Raw genomic sequence first — 15481 nt, forward strand, 5'->3', positions numbered from 1 at the left:
CCGCGGATGGTAGAGAGCAGTAAGGCTAGCGAGCCACTTCTCGTGGCTCGTGGCATCACCCGCCTGTTTGGGACCGCCTACGCGCTCAGCAACGCATCGATAGCGCTCTGCCGGCACGAGATCTGTGGATTGATTGGCGCAAACGGTGCGGGCAAGTCGACGCTGTCGCGGATCGTTTGCGGCCACTTGCGGCCTTCGTCGGGCGAGATATTGTTTAAGGGCGCTCCTTTGATTGCGGGCTCCGCGCGTGATGCGCTGCGCTCCGGCATAGCGCTCGTCGCACAGGAAACCAGCCTGGCGCCCGACATGAGCGTGCTGGAGAACATCTTCTTGCCCAGCTATGCGATGCCCGGACGCCTGTCTTTCAGCCAATTGCGGCACAAGGCGCAGGCCCTCCTGTCGGAACTCGGTCACGACCACATGCTGCCACTCGACATCGAGGTGCGGCGGCTCTCGGCGGCGCAACGGCAACTCGTCGAAATAGCGAAGGCGCTGGCCTTAAACGCCGATCTCGTCATCTTCGACGAGCCGACCGCCTCGCTGTCGCCGATCGAGGTTGACCGGCTGTTCGACATCATGACGCGGCTGAAAAATAGTGGCAAGGCACTCGCTTTCGTCTCCCATCGGCTTGAGGAAGTGTTCGCAATCACCGATCGCGTCACGATCCTGCGCGAGGGCAAGACCGTGGCGGAAGGCCTGCCGACGGCCGGTCTCACCCAGGCTGACGTCATCCGCCACATGGTGGGACGCGACATCGGCAATGTGTATCGCAAGGCATCATCGCCTGCGGCCTCGAACGAGCAGCCGGTGGCTCTCGAGGTGACCGGGCTCAGCGCTTCGCCGATGGTGCGTAACGTCTCGTTCATGGTGCGCAAGGGCGAAATTCTCGGCCTCGGCGGCCTTGTCGGAGCTGGGCGCACGGAGAGCGCCGAAGCGATATTCGGGCTACGCCATCGCAACGGGGGGCGCATCCTCGTCGGCGGCAAGGAGATTCCTCCCAATAGCCCCATCGCGGCAATTCGCGCTGGCCTAGGCATGGTCGCCGAGGACCGGCGCGCCCAGAATATCGTGCCTGATATGACGGTCGGCGAGAACCTTTTCCTCGCCCAGATGGGCAAGCACAGGGGATTTGGCCGCGGCCACTCAGCGCGTCGAAAACAAGCCCGCGAGCTTATTTTCCGTCTCGGCCTTCCCACCGACCGGATGGAAGCAAACCTCCTGCACTTCTCCGGCGGCATGCAACAGAAGGTCATCATCGCGCGCTGGCTGCTGATCGAGCCCGAAGTGCTCATTCTGGATGAACCAACGAAGGGCGTCGATATCGGGACACGCCAGGCGATCTACGAGCTGCTGCGCGAAGTCGCCGAAAAGGGGATTGCCGTGGTGGTGATCTCCTCGGACTTTGGGGAGCTCCTGGGAGTTTGCGAGCGGGTCGTCGTGGTGAGTGACGGCTATACCATCGCCGACCTGCCGGCTTCGCTCCTGAGCGAAGAGAGCCTGACATTGCTCGCTGCGCCGCGAAGTTCAGCAGAGCGCAATGCTGCATTCCTGCGGGATCTTGTCGCCAGCTACGGCGGCACGGCATTCTGGGGACTGATCGACGACGACCGGTTCGTCTGCCTCGCCATCGCCGACAGTGCACGTAGTACACCAATGGGACTCGCGGCCGGCCATGTCTACCTGGCGCACCAGACGGCGATCCCCCTCGCTCTTGAAGGGCGCCAGCCCGGCATCGTGACTGAGAACGACGGCCGGTCTACTGTGCTTGCGCCACTCTCCAACCGCAGGGGCCACGATCTAGGCTGGATCGGCCTCACCCTACCGCCGGGATCCAAGCTGCCGAAAGCTGAGACGCTGTCGGCCCGCATGGCCGGGTTGTTCGATACACCTCAAAACGAAGAGATCGACGCATGAATGCGCCCTCCCGATCCTTTGCCATGCCTAGATTCACCAGCACCCTTGAGTTCCGAATGCTCGGCCTTGCCGTGGTGCTTGCGGTGATCCTGTCGTTCATCTCGCCCTACTTCTTCACCGAACGTAACGTGTTCAACATCCTCGACCAGTCGGTGGTGCTGGGCATTGTTGCCGTCGGCATGACCCTGGTGATTCTCACCGGAGGCATCGACCTTTCCGTCGGTTCGGTTGCCGGCCTGACCGGCATTGTTCTCGCCCTGCTTCTGAAGGAATTTCCCATTCCCTTAGCGATAGCGCTCGCCGTCGGCTGCGGCGCACTGATCGGGCTTTTCTCCGGCGTTCTCATCGCGGTGTTCGGCTTGGCGCCCTTCGTGGTGACGCTCGGCGTCATGGCGATGGGGCGCAGTCTTGCCTACATCGTGTCGGGGCAGCGCTCGATTTCGGGACTGCCGATGGGGCTGCAGAACATCGTCTACACGACCCTGCTCGGCATCCCCACCAACGTCATCTTCCTCATCGCGCTCTACGTCGCCACCTGGGCGTGGCTGACATATTCGAAGGGCGGGCGCACGATCTACGCTGTCGGCTCGAATCTCGAAGCCGCCCGGGCCGCCGGCCTCAACACCCTCTTCTACTCGATCTTCCCCTATGTAGCCTGCGGGGCCCTTTCGGCGACAGCGATGACCTTTTCGCTGGCACAGATCATGTCGGCCGACCCGATCGGCGGAAACCAGCTTGAACTCGACGCCATAGCGGCCGTGGTCATCGGTGGCGCGAGCCTCTACGGTGGACGAGGCACCATATTCGGCACGCTGATGGGGGTTCTGATCATGGTGATGATTCGCAATGGACTGAACTTGCTCGGCGTCTCGCCGTTCTGGCAGGGGACTGCTATCGGCGCCATCATCATCCTCGCCCTGCTGGCCGAGCGCCTCATCACCTGGAAATCGCGCCGCGTCTGAGATCGGGAGCACGCCGATGACACATTCCGATCCCTCCCGCACGGTCCGGCTTTACGGTACCGAGGAGCCCCCGGCAGAGGAGCGCGTGCTGAATGCCGGTCCGCTCAGCGTACTTTTTGACGGCGCCAACCTACGCGACGTCCGTATGCATGGCGAAGAGGCGATCCGCGCAATCTCCTTCGTCGTGCGCGACAAGGACTGGGCGACGCTGATTCCGAAAATTGCGGATCTGATCGTCCAGCAAGATGGCGATCGATTTTGGATCAGCTACCGCGCAGGAGTAGCCGGCAATGGCGAGACCTTTGGCTACGAAGTCGTCATCGAAGGGTCCGCAGCCGGCGTGCTGACCTATTCGGCTCGCGGGAAGACGCCGACCGGGCTTCTGACGAATCGAACCGGGTTTGTCGTCCTGCATCCTATTGAGGGCGTGAGCGGCGCGCCGGCCACGATCACGCATACAAGCGGCGAAAGGGTCGAGACACGCTTTCCCGTAGAGATCGATCCTGTACAGCCGATGATGGATCTTCGTGAAATAGCGCACCGTACTCCCGGCGGGCTGGAGGTCACCTGCCTGATGGAGGGCGACGCCTTCGAGATGGAAGACCAGCGGAACTGGACCGACGCCTCCTACAAAACCTATGTTCGTCCCCTCGCCTTGCCCTGGCCATACAGGATCGAGCCAGGCGAGGTCGTCCAACAGAAGATCACCCTGACCGTCAAGGGCTTTCCGAGGGCTCCGTCGCGTTGGGCTGGGGGCGCAGCCGTCCTGACGCTTGGCGAGGCGGAGGGCACGATGCCCCCTCTCGGCATTGGGCTCCAGCCCGAGGATGCTTCGGCTGCATTGCGGCATGTCGAGACGCTGCACCAGCTCGGCGTCGCCCATGTTATCTGCCATCACGATCCACGGCGCGGCCATGATGCCGAATCGCTGGCGAGGCATGTGGAGGTCGCCGCCGCATTAGGCGCGCAACCTTGGCTCGAAGCCGTCGTCGAGCACGTCAACGATGCCGGAGCCGCGGCGGAAATCGACTTCCTCGGCAAGCTTGTCGCGAAACTCGATCGTCGTTTCGCGACAGTTTTGGTGTCGCCGGCGCCCGACCTCAAATGCACGCTGCCCGGCAGCGTCTGGCCGGCTGCGCCTGCCCCGGCGAAACTCTATGCCGCCACGCGCACCGCCTTCCCTGGGTCCCGCATCGGCGGCGGGATGTTCAGCTTCTTCACTGAGCTCAACCGTAAACGTCCCCCGACCGAGACGATAGACCTCGTGACATTTACGACGGCAGCGATCTTCCATGCTGGTGACGACCGATCCTTGATGGAGACGCTCGAATGTTTACCGCATATCGTCAGGACCGTGCCAGCCATCGCCAGGGGGCTGCCGTATTCCGTTGGGCCGTCCGCGATCGGGTTGCGTGACAATCCCTATGGCGAAGCGCCCGTCGCCAATCCCACGAACATCCGGCAGGCGGTCAATTTCAATGATCCGCGCCAGAGGGGCATCATGGGCGCAGCCTGGAATCTCGGCTATTTCGCTGCCTTCGCGGAAGGCGGCGCGGAGGCCGTCGCGCTCGGCGGCGCGGTCGGCCCGTTCGGCGTTCTCTCCGTGCCGACGCCGTTTCCGCAGTCCTGGTTCGAGGGCAAGGGCGAACTGTATCCTGTTTGGCACATCGTGCGAGGCCTGGCGAAACTCAAAGGCCGTCCGATCCGTCCGCTGCGATCGTCCGCCGCCGGGGCGGTGCGAGGGATCGCGGCGGTTACGGAAAAAGGCACCGAGCTATGGCTCTGCAATCCCTCGCCCAACACGCTGGAAGTCCGCCTCCCCGAAGGCTTCACGACCGCTGCAATTCTTGATGCCTCATCTTTCGTTGCGGCATCCCGTCAACCGGATCTGCTCGACCGCCTGACGCCTGTCGAAGCACAGACGCTGTCGCTCGAAAGCTACGCGGTGGTGCGTGCCTTCAGGCCAGTATGATGCAGCATCCCGAGACAGGCCCTGAAGAGAACGGAGCATCCATGCATATACTCATCATTGGCGCTGGTGGAATGATCGGCCGCAAACTCGCGGCGGAGCTTTCCCGGACCGGGTCGCTCGGGGATAAGAAGATCGAGCGGATGACGTTGGCAGACTTGACGAAGCCCCCAGTGCCAACCGGTGCCTTATATTCCATCGAAGCCATTGCCGCTGATATTGCCGTCTCCGGTGCAGCCGAGGAGCTAGCCGCGCGCCGCGCCGATGTGATTTTCCATCTCGCAGCCATCGTGTCCGGCGAAGCGGAACGCGATTTCGAGAAGGGGTACCTGATCAATGTGGACGGCACGCGTGCTCTTTTCGAGGCGATCCGACTGGAAGGGGCGCGTAAGAAGTATCTCCCCCGGCTGGTGTTCACCTCGTCGGTCGCAGTATATGGCGCGCCTTTACCAGACCCTATTCCCGACGATTACATTCTTGCCCCGCTAACCAGCTACGGCACCCAGAAGGCGATATCCGAGCTGTTGCTCGCAGACTATTCGCGACGCGGCTTCCTTGACGGAATTGGGATACGGCTGCCTACGATCGTTATTCGGCCTGGCGCTCCCAACGCGGCGGCCTCGGGATTCTTCTCCGGAATCCTGCGCGAGCCACTCGCCGGCCAACGCTCCGTCCTGCCGGTGGAGGAGACGGTCAAGCATTGGCTGGCTAGTCCGCGCACGGCGGTAGCTCTCCTCATCCATGCCGCGATGCTCGATACGTCCGCGCTGGGCGCCCGGCGCACGCTGAACATGCCTGGGGTCGCGGCCACAGTCTCCGACCAAATTGCCGCGCTCCGCCGCGTGGCAGGCGCCGAAGCCGAGGCTTTGATAGACCGCAAGCCGGACGAGGCGATTAAGGCCATCATTGCGGGTTGGCCAAAATCCTTCTCGCCCACGCTAGCCAACAATCTGGGCTTCGTGGCCGAAAGCACGGTGGATGAACTGATAGCGGTTTACCTGGCGGATGACGCCCCGAAGGCCATCCCTTAACCGCCAAGGCAGAGTCACTAGCGTTTCCATGGAAGTTGAAAGTGAGAGATCTGATGCTTCTCGGCTGCATAGGCGATGATTTCACCGGGTCGTCCGACTTGGCCAACACGCTCGCCAAGGGGGGTATGCGCACCGTCCAGTACAATGGCGTTCCCAAAATCGACTCCGACCGCTCGGTTGACGCGGGCGTCGTTGCCCTGAAGACCAGAACGATACCCGCCAGCGAGGCGGTGAAGCAGTCGCTTGCGGCGCTAGAGTGGCTTAGACGCCAGGGCTGCCGCCAGTATCTGTTCAAGTACTGCTCGACATTCGATTCGACCCCCGAAGGCAATATCGGGCCGGTGCTAGACGCTCTTGGCGACGCCGTGGGGGCGGCACGCGCGATCGTCTGTCCGGCGTTTCCCGCGACTGGCCGGTCGATCTACCAGGGGCATCTTTTCGTTAACGATCGTCTGTTGAGCGAATCCGGCATGGAGAAACATCCGCTTACGCCAATGACAGATCCCGATCTGAGACGTTGGCTTGCACGACAGACCGGGCGCGGGATCGGCCATGTCCCCTACGACGTCGTGGCGGGAGGAAGCATCCCGATCAGGGATGCTCTAGAGGCTGCTGCTGCGAGCGGCTCTCGCTACATCGTCGTCGACGCCATTTTGGACAAGGACCTTATCGCCATTGGCGAGGCTGCCGAATCGGATGTCCTGCTCAGCGGCGGTTCGGGCATTGCCCTTGGACTTCCGACCAACTTTCGTCGGGCCGGGCTGATTGGCAGGGCGGCCATGGATTGGATGGGAAAACAGGGGCCGGCAGCCGTGCTTTGCGGCTCGTGCTCTGCCATGAGCCGACGCCAGATCGCCGAGCACCGGAAAAGCCATCCAACGCGCGTCGTGGAGGTGGACGCTGTCATGGACCGCGCGGCCAATCCTGTCGAATATGCCGAATGGGTTATCGGCCAGCAGCAGCATGGCTTGCCGCTCGTGTTTTCGTCGGCTGAGCCCGAAGCCGTCGCAGCCGCGCAGAAGCACCACGGGAAGGAGCGCGTCGCAACGGCGGTCGAAGGTTTTTTCGGCGAATTGGCGCGCCAGCTTCTGGCGCATGGCGTCCGCCGGCTGGTCACGGCGGGCGGCGAGACATCGGGGGCCGTCGTATCGGCGCTCGAGATTTCGTCGTTCGAGATCGGACCGGAGATCGACCCCGGCGTTCCAGCGTTGAAGGCCGGTGGGCTGGAAATGGTGCTCGCACTGAAGTCGGGCAATTTCGGCGCGGCTGACTTCTTCAAAAAGGCAGCCGGCGTCCTTGCTGGAGACGTTGTCCGATGAACGATGAAACAAGGCTCAGGGAGCAAATTTGCAGCGTTGCCGCGTCCATGTTCACGCGCGGCCTTACTGCCGGAAGCTCGGGGAACATCTCCGCTCGCCTCGGCGACGGTCGGCTTCTCGTCTCGCCGACGGGATCGTCCTTTGGCACGCTCGATCCCGCCCGCCTATCGTTGTTTGACGCGGAGGGGCGGTTCGTGGACGGCGACAAGCCGACGAAGGAAATGCCGCTGCATTCGGCGTTCTACGAGACGCGCGGTGCGCGCGCTGGAGCGGTCGTCCATCTTCATTCAACCCATTCGGTCGCGGTTTCGCTTCTGCCCGGCATCGATCCGGACAGCGTCTTCAAGCCATTGACGGCCTATTCGGTCATGCGGCTGGGCAAGGTGAAACTGCTGCCCTACATCCGGCCTGGCGATCCGTCGATGGGAGACGCCGTGCGCGGACTCGCTGGAAAACGGTCGGCAGTGTTGCTGGCCCACCACGGCCCCGTGGTGGCCGGCAAGGATCTCGAAGCCGCCGCCTACGCGATGGAAGAGCTTGAGGAAACGGCCAAACTCACGCTTCTCACCCGCGGCTTGCGGCCTAAAATCCTCGCAGCGCCGCAAATTCGTGAGTTGGTGGAATATTTTGACGTGGAGTGGGACGACTGATGCAGCTTTCGGCCAATCTGGGATTTCTTTTTCGTGACCTCGCGCTTCCAGACGCGATCCGTGCGGCAAAACGGCTCGGTTTTGCCGCCGTTGAGATGCATTGGCCATACGACACCGATGCATCGGTGATCGCGCAGACGCTCATCGAAACTGGCCTTCCGCTTCTTGGCATCAACACGGCCAGAGGCGACGTTGGAGCGGGTGACAATGGCCTCGCTGCGCTGCCGGGTCGGGAAACGGAAGCTCGCGCGGCGATTGACCAGGCGGTTCAATGGGCAGCAGCCACGCGCTGTCGCAACATCCATGTGATGGCAGGCAAGGCAACCGGTGACGAGGCCTTCGCGACCTTCGAAGGCAACTTGCGGTACGCATCGAAGAGCGCCGCGCAGCACAACATCGGGGTGCTGATCGAGCCGTTGAACCCGCGCGATGCGCCAGGCTATTTTCTTTCCGACCTCCCCACCGCACTGCGTGTGATCGATGCGACACAAGGCGCCGTAAAGGTCATGTTCGACTGCTACCACATGCAGATCATTCAGGGTGACTTGCTCAACTCGGTGAGGCGATTTGCCGACAGGATCGGCCATATCCAATTTGCCGCCGTGCCGGATCGTGGCGAGCCCGATCACGGCGAGGTGGACTATGGCTGGCTCCTGCGTGCAATCGCTGACGCCGGCTATGATGGCGCATTCGGCGCCGAATATCGCCCTGCTACCGATTCCTTTGCTTGGATGGAGTTGTTCGAGGATTAAGAGCGTGTGGGAGTGGACTGGGCCGGACACTCATTTTGGCCCGCGAACTTCCGCCAACTGACTGAACGGATGAAAGACGCCCCTATTGCGACGGCCTTTCTATCGGCGGTAGGAGGTTAACCAAAGCTTGGCGAGAAAGGGCCAACAACACACTCGCTCGATCAGCAGCGTTAGCCAAACGACTCAATCCATGCAATCCAGCGACGGCTCCCTTCGTGGCGGATCGACGTATCGATGACGAACGAACCCTTGTTCTGCGTGATCCTGGAGGGAGCCGTGCGCCTGTCTTTGGAAGGGCGGCCAACGATCGAGCTAAAGGAGAACGACTTTTTCCTCGTCCCGGCGGCACGCGACTTTACAATGTCGAGCCTTGATGGCGGCCCAAGGAGCCAGTCGGTGCATACGATCGTGGAGGACGAGACGGGGCACGGCGATCCGGCAGGCCAACGAACTTACGCATGCTAGCTGGCCGCTTCGCCTTCGGCTCGCCGGATGCCGGGCTGCTACTGTCGCTTCTGCCGGAGCTCATCCACGTCCGCTGGCTGAAGAGGATCGCTACGTTGGTACAGCTCGTCAGGAATGAAGCTCAGGACGAGAGGCCTGCCCGCGAGATGGTCCTCGGGCGCCTGCTTGCTGTACGGCTCATCGAGGCGCAGCGGGCGGCGGCGGACAACGCCGCCCCGCCGGGAGCCTTCTCCGTGGATTGGCTGACGCCCTAGCTAGGGAGCGCAATACACTGCATTCACGGCGACCCGCGCCATGAATGGACGGTGGAGCGACTGGCGAAGGAGGCCTCCATGTCGCGCTCGGTGTTCTTCGACAGGTTCCGCAGGGAGGTCGGCGTCCAGCCGATGGAGTACCTGCTATGTGGCGGATGGCCCTCGCCAGGGACATGCTGCGGCGCGGGGATGGCGGCGTGAAGGAGGTTGCTGAAACCGTCGGCTATGGCTCCGCCAGTTCCTTCCAGTGTTGCATTCACCCGGTTACCGCCAATACAGTTCGCACGCCAAAGGGTCTCACGGTAGGCTAGAGCTGTGAAGACCACTCCTTGGAATTCCCCTAGCCGACTTCTCGTTCGTTCATTTTTCCATGACGGACCACCGATTCCTGACCGACCAGGCCCCGCAATTGGCATCTTGCACCGGTGAGGCACCGAATAGCCGCTTGTATTCACGGCTGAATTGGGAGGCGCTGCCATAACCGACCGAAGGCCACACCGGCTGCGTCCAGCGGCGCCTGCAACAGTTGCCGGCGCGCGCCGGATTGCCAACGTACAGTGTGCTGTCTCTTCAGATCGCGCGCGGGCCGCATGTCCGCGTCGCCCGACTATACGAAAAGACGGAGCGGAATTTTCGCGCCCGTCGCCCTCGCCACAGCCTCCATCTTGCCGAATCCGTCCACCATTAGTGGGAAAGTTCGTTCTTATAGAAAACCCCACCCTTCATGATCGCCTGGAAGGATTTGCCTTCGTCGCCGAGCAGCGAGATGTCCTTCAGTGGATCGCCGTCTATCACAATCATGTCAGCATAGGCCCCTGCGGCGATGGTGCCGATCTTGCCAGCCATCAAGCACAGTTCGGCCGCGTTGATGGTGGTCGATCGGATGACCTCGATGGGCGGCAGCGCCTCGGCGCGGATATTGAATTCCAGGTTCTGGTGTGGATGTAGAAAGCCTAGATGATCCGAACCATGGCAAATCTTTACACCGGCGTCGTGCATGATCTCCAGCGATTCCGGGCCACGATCACGCACCCACTGCAGGCGCTCAACGGCGGCAGCGTCGAGTCCGAGCCTTTCAGCCTCGATGATTTGTCCCTCGTATGCGCTGATTGTCGGCGTTGAATAAGCGCCCTTCTCGGCCATGATCGCCGCCGTTGCGGGAGTGATCAGCGTACAGTGCTCGATCGACTTGATCCCGCAGGCCAGCGCCCGCGCGATTGACTCGTCCGAATGTGCGTGCACGCAAACGTATGTCTGGGCGTTCTCCGCTTCTTCCTGGAAGGCGCGAAGCTCATCCATCGAATAGGCATTCCATGAGCGTGGCATCCGCAGCTGCGCCGCGCCGCCGCCGGCCATCACCTTGATGAACTGAGCGCCTTTGCGTATCTCCTCGCGCGTCGCGCGGCGACACTCATCAACGCCGTCGACGATCTTCGACACGTTGCCGAGTTGATTGTTGAAGGTTTCAGCCGAGATCAGGTCGCCGCGCTCGCGCGGATCGGTATGGCCGCCGGACTGGACAAAAGCCTTGCCGCACATGGTCAACCTGGGTCCGTCGATCAGACCGCTTTCAAGCGCGTATTTGAAGCCCAGCGTCGCCCCACCGACGTCGCGGACTGTCGTGAAGCCGCGCAACAGCATGCCCTTGACGATCTTGGCCGCGTGCAGCGCCACCAGTTCGTTGGGCATACGTGAGCTGGCGGACGGATCTTCAGCGGCCGAATAAACGTGGACGTGGCAATCGATTAAGCCGGGCATCAGCGTCTTGCCCTTCAGGTCGATCATGATCGCGTTGACGTCCTTAATCGGCTTGTCGGAAACTTCGTCAATCATGCCTTCCGACACCCGTACATGACGGTCATACTCCCCGTCGTCCGAGGAACCATCAAGCACGCGCGCGTTCTCGAAGACATATGAAGGCATGGGAATCTCCTCTTCAATCATTCCTGTTAGTAGGTCGCACGTCCGCCCGACAGGTCGAAGACCGCTCCGGTGGTGAAGGAATTCTCCTGCGTGGCCAGCCAGCAGATCATGGACGCTGCCTCCTCCAGTTCGAGCATGCGCCCGCGTGGGATCTTGCCAAGGATATAGGCTATATGTTCGGGCGCCTGGGCCATCGCGCCCGGTGTCTTGGCGACGGCCGGCGTCACGCAGTTGACGGCGACGTTGCGATCGGCCAACTCCTTACCAAGCGACTTGGTTAGCGCGATCACGCCGGCTTTCATTGACGAATAGGCGACCGCATTGGGATTGCCTTCCTTGCCGGCGACAGAGCTGATGTTGACGATGCGTCCGTAACCCTTCTCCATCATGTGGGGCACGATCGTTCGGCAGCAGTGGAAGGTGCCATTGAGTCCGACCTGAACCACCTCTGCGAAGGCTTCCGGCGGATACTCCCAAGTTGGCATATTAGGGCCAACCAAGGCGGCGTTATTAACTAGGATGTCGACCTTGCCGTAGCGCTCGACAGTTGCCTTTGTCGCAGCCTCAACTGAGGCGAGCACGCCGATATCGGCTGTCAGGCACTGGACGCGGTCTGAGGCTCCGACCTTCTCGGCGCAGACACCGAGCACCATCTCGTCGCGGTCCCAGATGGAGACACTCGCACCTGATTCGAGCATACGCTTGACGACGGCAAACCCGATTCCTTGAGCGCCTCCCGTGATGACTGCGGTTCGGCCTGCGAGATCATATTCATTCATGTATAGACGGTTCCTGACTTTCCGCTGGCGCCCCGGCTACGCCGGACGTGAGCAATTTCATTTTGTGTTTTCTGCCAAACCGGAATACGACCTTATTGGAGACATGATGGGCAGCGCGAAGACTTGATTGGGAACGGGTGCGTCGTGATCCGCGATGACCCCGGCGCAGCTGAACATTCGCGATTGTCGATCCCTTCCTTGGCACCAGGATCGTGGACAGTGGTCGGCCAATCCAGCATGGAGCTTTGCGACGAATGCGTTTTGACCTGTTGTCATTGGAATTGTTCGTCGCAGTCTGTGAGGAGCAAAGCATTGCCAAGGCCGCTGACCGCGAGCACATAGCTGCATCTGCAATCAGCAAGCGCATTTCCGATCTCGAGGCCCGGCTCAAGACACCGCTGTTCTTGCGTGGTTCCAAGGGGTTGGAACTCACCGCAGCCGCCAATTCCCTGCTGTACCACGCCCGCGTGGTCATGCGCGACCTGCGCCAGATGGAATCCGAGCTGTCCAATCATGCCAGCGGCGTGCGTGGCCACGTCCGCGTCTATGCCAGTGTTTCCACCATCATCCAACACCTGCCGCGTGACCTGCGCGAGTTCCTCGCCCTACACGACGCCGTGCGCATTGACCTGCAGGAAGGAACAAGCCAGGAGGCGCTCGAGGCGGTGGCGGAGAACGCCGCCGATATCGGCGTCTTCGGCGGCGTTGTGCCGCGCCAAGGCTTGAAGATCATCCCGTACCGTGTCGACCGCATTGTCGCACTCGTTCACAAGGACCACCCGCTGGCGGACCGCACGATCGTCAAGTTTGCTGAGTTCACCGATTTCGATCTAATCGGGCCGATGAAGGGATCCTTCCTCGACTCGCTTGTGCTACGCGCTGCTTCCGACCTCGCCCGCTCGTTGCGGATGCCAGTCCGCGTGAACGGTTTCGAGACCGTATTCAGCATGGTTGAAGCCGGACTGGGGATCGGCCTGGTCCCGGAGAAATGCGCCGAGCGCTATGTGACCAGCGGCAACACCGTCGCCATCGTCCTTGACGAACCCTGGGCCGAGCGCCAGTGGAACCTTTGCGTGCAGGCAAGCCAGACCATGCCGCCGCCCGTGCGGCTGCTGCTCAACCATCTCACCAACAGCGAAACCCGATAAGGCCGCTTGATTTCGCCGGCCGTCCTCGTCGGCGCGGTCCGCCCGCGACCGCCGGGGCGCGTTCGCCTATGGCGATGGGCTGTTTCCGAAGGACGACTTCGAGGATGCACGCGACACTCCTATAAGACACCCGAAAGGGCGCGCGCCGTGGTGGTTTGCGCTCCTGTGAAATCCATCTGGAGGAATAGGACGTGAAAATCGCGGTACTTCCCGGCGACGGCATCGGCAAGGAGGTGACCGCTGAGGCGGTCAAAGTGTTGCGCTCACTTGCCGGCGCTGGACTCGCCTTCGAGATGACCGAAGCCATCATCGGCGACGAAGGCATTCAGACCGTCGGCGATGCGTTGCCGGCGAAAACGCTTGAACTCTGCCGTGCGGTTGACGCTATCCTGCTTGGCGGTACCGGTGTGCCCGCCGACGAGCACCGCCCACCATCCGAAGGCGCTGGAAACGGGTTGTTGCGGCTTCGCCGGGCGCTGTCGCTCTATGCCAATTTTCGTCCGGTCCTGCTCTATCCCGAATTGCTCGACGCCTCGACGCTGAAGCCGGAGGTGGTCGAAGGCGTCGATATGCTGATCCTGCGGGAGTTGAATGGTGACCTGTATTTCGGCGAGCCCCGCGGCATCTCTGTCAACGCGGCCGGGGAGCGCGAAGGCATCAACACAATGCGCTACACCGAGAGCGAGATAGACCGTATCGCCCATGTAGGCTTCAAGGCGGCGCAAAAACGCGGCAGGAAGCTGTGCTCTGTCGACAAGTCGAACGTGCTGGAGACAATGATGTTGTGGCGCGAGGTGGTGACCCGCGTCGGCAAGGACTATACGGATGTGGAACTGACCCATCTCTATGTCGATGCAGCCTCCATGGCGCTGATCCGCAATCCCAGGCAGTTTGACGTCATCGTCACCGGAAATGTCTTCGGTGACATCCTCTCCGATGCCGCGGCGATGCTTGCCGGTTCAATCGGCATGCTGCCGTCGGCCTCGTTGGGTGTCGGAAACAAGGGGCTCTACGAACCTGTCCACGGCACCGCACCCGACATTGCGGGCCGCAATATTGCCAATCCGCTGGCAGCGATTTTGTCGGTAGCGCTGATGCTGCGCTATTCTTTCTCGCTGGAAAATGAGGCCGCGCGGGTCGAGGCTGCGGTCCGTTCGGTGCTTGCCGCCGGCTACCGAACCGCCGACATTATGCGGCCCGGCTGTCGCAGGGTCTCCACCAGCGAGATGGGTGACGCCGTTGTAGCGGTTCTCGTCGCCGGATCCAGCAGGCAGGCCGTCTGCTGATCGGTCCGATGCGTCGCAAGTTCCTAGAAAGGAGAGTCCGTCTCCCGCGTGGGCGTCTTCAATCCAGGTCTGACGCTCGACTGAAATCCCAGTGGGCGCAAAAGGAGTACGACACGCGATGAAATTGCTGCGCTATGGCGAGCCGGGTGAGGAAAAGCCTGGCATTCTCGACCGAGAGGGCCTCATTCGTAACCTGTCTGGCCATGTCTGCGATATTGCCGGCGGGACGCTGTGTCCCATTGGTCTCGACGCGCTCCGTGCGATCGATATCGCCAGTCTCCCGGTCGTCGACGGTAATCCACGCATCGGCCCTTGCGTCGCCGGGACCGGAAAATTCATCTGCATCGGGCTGAATTATTCTGACCATGCCGAGGAAACCGGCGCCACGGTGCCGTCCGAGCCGATTATCTTCATGAAGGCAACTTCGGCGATCACCGGCCCATACGACCGGGTCGAGATCCCACGCGGTTCCGAAAAGACCGACTGGGAGGTCGAACTCGGCGTCGTTATCGGCAAGACCGCGAAATATGTCTCGGAGGACGAGGCGATGGACCATGTCGCTGGCTATTGTGTCGTCAACGACTTATCCGAGCGCTCCTTCCAGGCCGAACGACAAGGTCAGTGGACCAAGGGCAAGTCGGCCGACACCTTCGGCCCGCTCGGCCCCTGGCTGGTCACCGCGGACGAGGTGTGCGATCCACAGGCGCTGAAGATGCATCTTGAGGTCAATGGCAAAGCCTTCCAGAACGGCTCGACAGCGACCATGGTCTACGGCGTGAGGCACTTGGTATCCTATCTGTCGCAGTTCATGAGCCTGCGCCCCGGCGATATCATTTCCACTGGCACTCCGCCCGGCGTCGGCCTCGGTCAGAAGCCGAATATTTTTCTCAAGGCTGGCGATGTCATTACCTTGGGCATCGAGGGTCTTGGCGAACAGCGCCAGGAATGCATTCGGGCGTAGCGATCGGATGCTCCATGACCGTCGACCCGACGCCTTTGACGTGGGTGGCAGCGATTCAAATCCTCGAA

15 protein-coding genes are annotated in these 15481 nt (G+C 61.7%); 13 read left to right on the forward strand and 2 right to left on the reverse strand.

What is annotated here, in order from left to right; all coding sequences use genetic code 11:
* Positions 1-42 precede the first annotated feature (42 nt).
* The 10 genes from RPF88_RS08510 to RPF88_RS33360 all read left to right on the forward strand — a co-directional run bounded on the left by RPF88_RS08510 (position 43) and on the right by RPF88_RS33360 (position 9517).
* Positions 43-1914, forward strand: a complete 1872-nt coding sequence (locus tag RPF88_RS08510; RefSeq protein WP_337122166.1) for a sugar ABC transporter ATP-binding protein — start codon at positions 43-45, stop codon at positions 1912-1914.
* Between the two features lie 23 nt (positions 1915-1937).
* The gene (locus tag RPF88_RS08515) at positions 1938-2876 is read left to right on the forward strand and encodes an ABC transporter permease (RefSeq protein ID WP_245321868.1); all 939 of its coding nucleotides are present in this window, start codon (positions 1938-1940) and stop codon (positions 2874-2876) included.
* A gap of 16 nt (positions 2877-2892) precedes the next feature.
* A complete protein-coding gene (locus tag RPF88_RS08520) occupies positions 2893-4848 on the forward strand; it encodes a hypothetical protein (RefSeq protein ID WP_337122167.1) in 1956 nt (651 codons plus the stop codon).
* A gap of 41 nt (positions 4849-4889) precedes the next feature.
* Entirely contained in the window at positions 4890-5876 is a 987-nt protein-coding gene (denD, locus tag RPF88_RS08525; protein ID WP_064994851.1) for a D-erythronate dehydrogenase, read from the forward strand.
* A gap of 41 nt (positions 5877-5917) precedes the next feature.
* Entirely contained in the window at positions 5918-7195 is a 1278-nt protein-coding gene (gene otnK, locus RPF88_RS08530; protein WP_337122168.1) for a 3-oxo-tetronate kinase, read from the forward strand.
* Entirely contained in the window at positions 7192-7845 is a 654-nt protein-coding gene (gene otnC / locus RPF88_RS08535; protein WP_064994833.1) for a 3-oxo-tetronate 4-phosphate decarboxylase, read from the forward strand. Before otnK ends, otnC begins: the two co-directional genes overlap by 4 nt.
* Positions 7845-8597 (forward strand): hydroxypyruvate isomerase family protein, encoded by a 753-nt coding sequence (locus RPF88_RS08540; protein WP_064994832.1) that lies wholly within the window; start codon positions 7845-7847, stop codon positions 8595-8597. Before otnC ends, RPF88_RS08540 begins: the two co-directional genes overlap by 1 nt.
* Before the next feature lie 234 nt (positions 8598-8831).
* Positions 8832-9062, forward strand: a complete 231-nt coding sequence (locus RPF88_RS33350; protein ID WP_442921268.1) for a hypothetical protein — start codon at positions 8832-8834, stop codon at positions 9060-9062.
* A complete protein-coding gene (locus RPF88_RS33355; protein WP_442921269.1) occupies positions 9056-9316 on the forward strand; it encodes a cupin domain-containing protein in 261 nt (86 codons plus the stop codon). The genes RPF88_RS33350 and RPF88_RS33355 overlap by 7 nt, the downstream gene beginning before the upstream one ends.
* A 78-nt stretch (positions 9317-9394) precedes the next feature.
* Positions 9395-9517 carry a hypothetical protein gene (locus RPF88_RS33360; protein WP_442921270.1) on the forward strand — a complete coding sequence of 41 codons (123 nt, stop codon included), beginning with the start codon at positions 9395-9397 and terminating at the stop codon, positions 9515-9517.
* 483 nt (positions 9518-10000) lie between these two features.
* Here RPF88_RS33360 and RPF88_RS08550 read toward each other — a convergent pair whose 3' ends face one another.
* Positions 10001-11239, reverse strand: coding sequence for a metal-dependent hydrolase family protein (locus tag RPF88_RS08550; RefSeq protein WP_337122169.1), 1239 nt, complete (start codon positions 11237-11239; stop codon positions 10001-10003).
* Between the two features lie 26 nt (positions 11240-11265).
* Positions 11266-12018 carry an SDR family NAD(P)-dependent oxidoreductase gene (locus tag RPF88_RS08555; RefSeq protein WP_064994829.1) on the reverse strand — a complete coding sequence of 251 codons (753 nt, stop codon included), beginning with the start codon at positions 12016-12018 and terminating at the stop codon, positions 11266-11268.
* A 254-nt stretch (positions 12019-12272) separates the two neighbouring features.
* Between RPF88_RS08555 and RPF88_RS08560 the strand changes: the two genes are divergently transcribed.
* From RPF88_RS08560 to RPF88_RS08570, 3 genes are all read left to right on the forward strand, one after another.
* Positions 12273-13166: a LysR family transcriptional regulator gene (locus RPF88_RS08560; RefSeq protein WP_127368273.1), complete on the forward strand. Its 894-nt coding sequence runs from the start codon at positions 12273-12275 to the stop codon at positions 13164-13166.
* A gap of 191 nt (positions 13167-13357) precedes the next feature.
* Positions 13358-14452 carry a 3-isopropylmalate dehydrogenase gene (gene leuB, locus RPF88_RS08565; protein WP_337122170.1) on the forward strand — a complete coding sequence of 365 codons (1095 nt, stop codon included), beginning with the start codon at positions 13358-13360 and terminating at the stop codon, positions 14450-14452.
* Between the two features lie 118 nt (positions 14453-14570).
* The gene (locus RPF88_RS08570) at positions 14571-15413 is read left to right on the forward strand and encodes a fumarylacetoacetate hydrolase family protein (protein ID WP_337122171.1); all 843 of its coding nucleotides are present in this window, start codon (positions 14571-14573) and stop codon (positions 15411-15413) included.
* Positions 15414-15481 lie beyond the last annotated feature (68 nt).

The sequence above is a fragment of the Mesorhizobium sp. ISC11 genome (assembly GCF_037162595.1).
GTDB classification, from domain to species: Bacteria; Pseudomonadota; Alphaproteobacteria; order Rhizobiales; family Rhizobiaceae; genus Mesorhizobium; species Mesorhizobium ciceri.

What these genes read in the sequence shown, in the direction of transcription:
- RPF88_RS08540 (WP_064994832.1), top strand. Translation starts at nt 7,845, where the DNA reads ATGCAGCTTTCGGCCAATCTGGGATTTCTTTTTCGTGACCTCGCGCTT.
- RPF88_RS08570 (WP_337122171.1), top strand. Translation starts at nt 14,571, where the DNA reads ATGAAATTGCTGCGCTATGGCGAGCCGGGTGAGGAAAAGCCTGGCATT.
- RPF88_RS33355 (WP_442921269.1), top strand. Translation starts at nt 9,056, where the DNA reads ATGCTAGCTGGCCGCTTCGCCTTCGGCTCGCCGGATGCCGGGCTGCTA.
- RPF88_RS08550 (WP_337122169.1), bottom strand. Translation starts at nt 11,239, where the DNA reads ATGCCTTCATATGTCTTCGAGAACGCGCGCGTGCTTGATGGTTCCTCG.
- RPF88_RS08560 (WP_127368273.1), top strand. Translation starts at nt 12,273, where the DNA reads ATGCGTTTTGACCTGTTGTCATTGGAATTGTTCGTCGCAGTCTGTGAG.
- RPF88_RS08515 (WP_245321868.1), top strand. Translation starts at nt 1,938, where the DNA reads ATGCCTAGATTCACCAGCACCCTTGAGTTCCGAATGCTCGGCCTTGCC.
- otnC (WP_064994833.1), top strand. Translation starts at nt 7,192, where the DNA reads ATGAACGATGAAACAAGGCTCAGGGAGCAAATTTGCAGCGTTGCCGCG.
- RPF88_RS33350 (WP_442921268.1), top strand. Translation starts at nt 8,832, where the DNA reads ATGACGAACGAACCCTTGTTCTGCGTGATCCTGGAGGGAGCCGTGCGC.
- RPF88_RS08555 (WP_064994829.1), bottom strand. Translation starts at nt 12,018, where the DNA reads ATGAATGAATATGATCTCGCAGGCCGAACCGCAGTCATCACGGGAGGC.
- RPF88_RS08520 (WP_337122167.1), top strand. Translation starts at nt 2,893, where the DNA reads ATGACACATTCCGATCCCTCCCGCACGGTCCGGCTTTACGGTACCGAG.
- denD (WP_064994851.1), top strand. Translation starts at nt 4,890, where the DNA reads ATGCATATACTCATCATTGGCGCTGGTGGAATGATCGGCCGCAAACTC.
- RPF88_RS33360 (WP_442921270.1), top strand. Translation starts at nt 9,395, where the DNA reads ATGTCGCGCTCGGTGTTCTTCGACAGGTTCCGCAGGGAGGTCGGCGTC.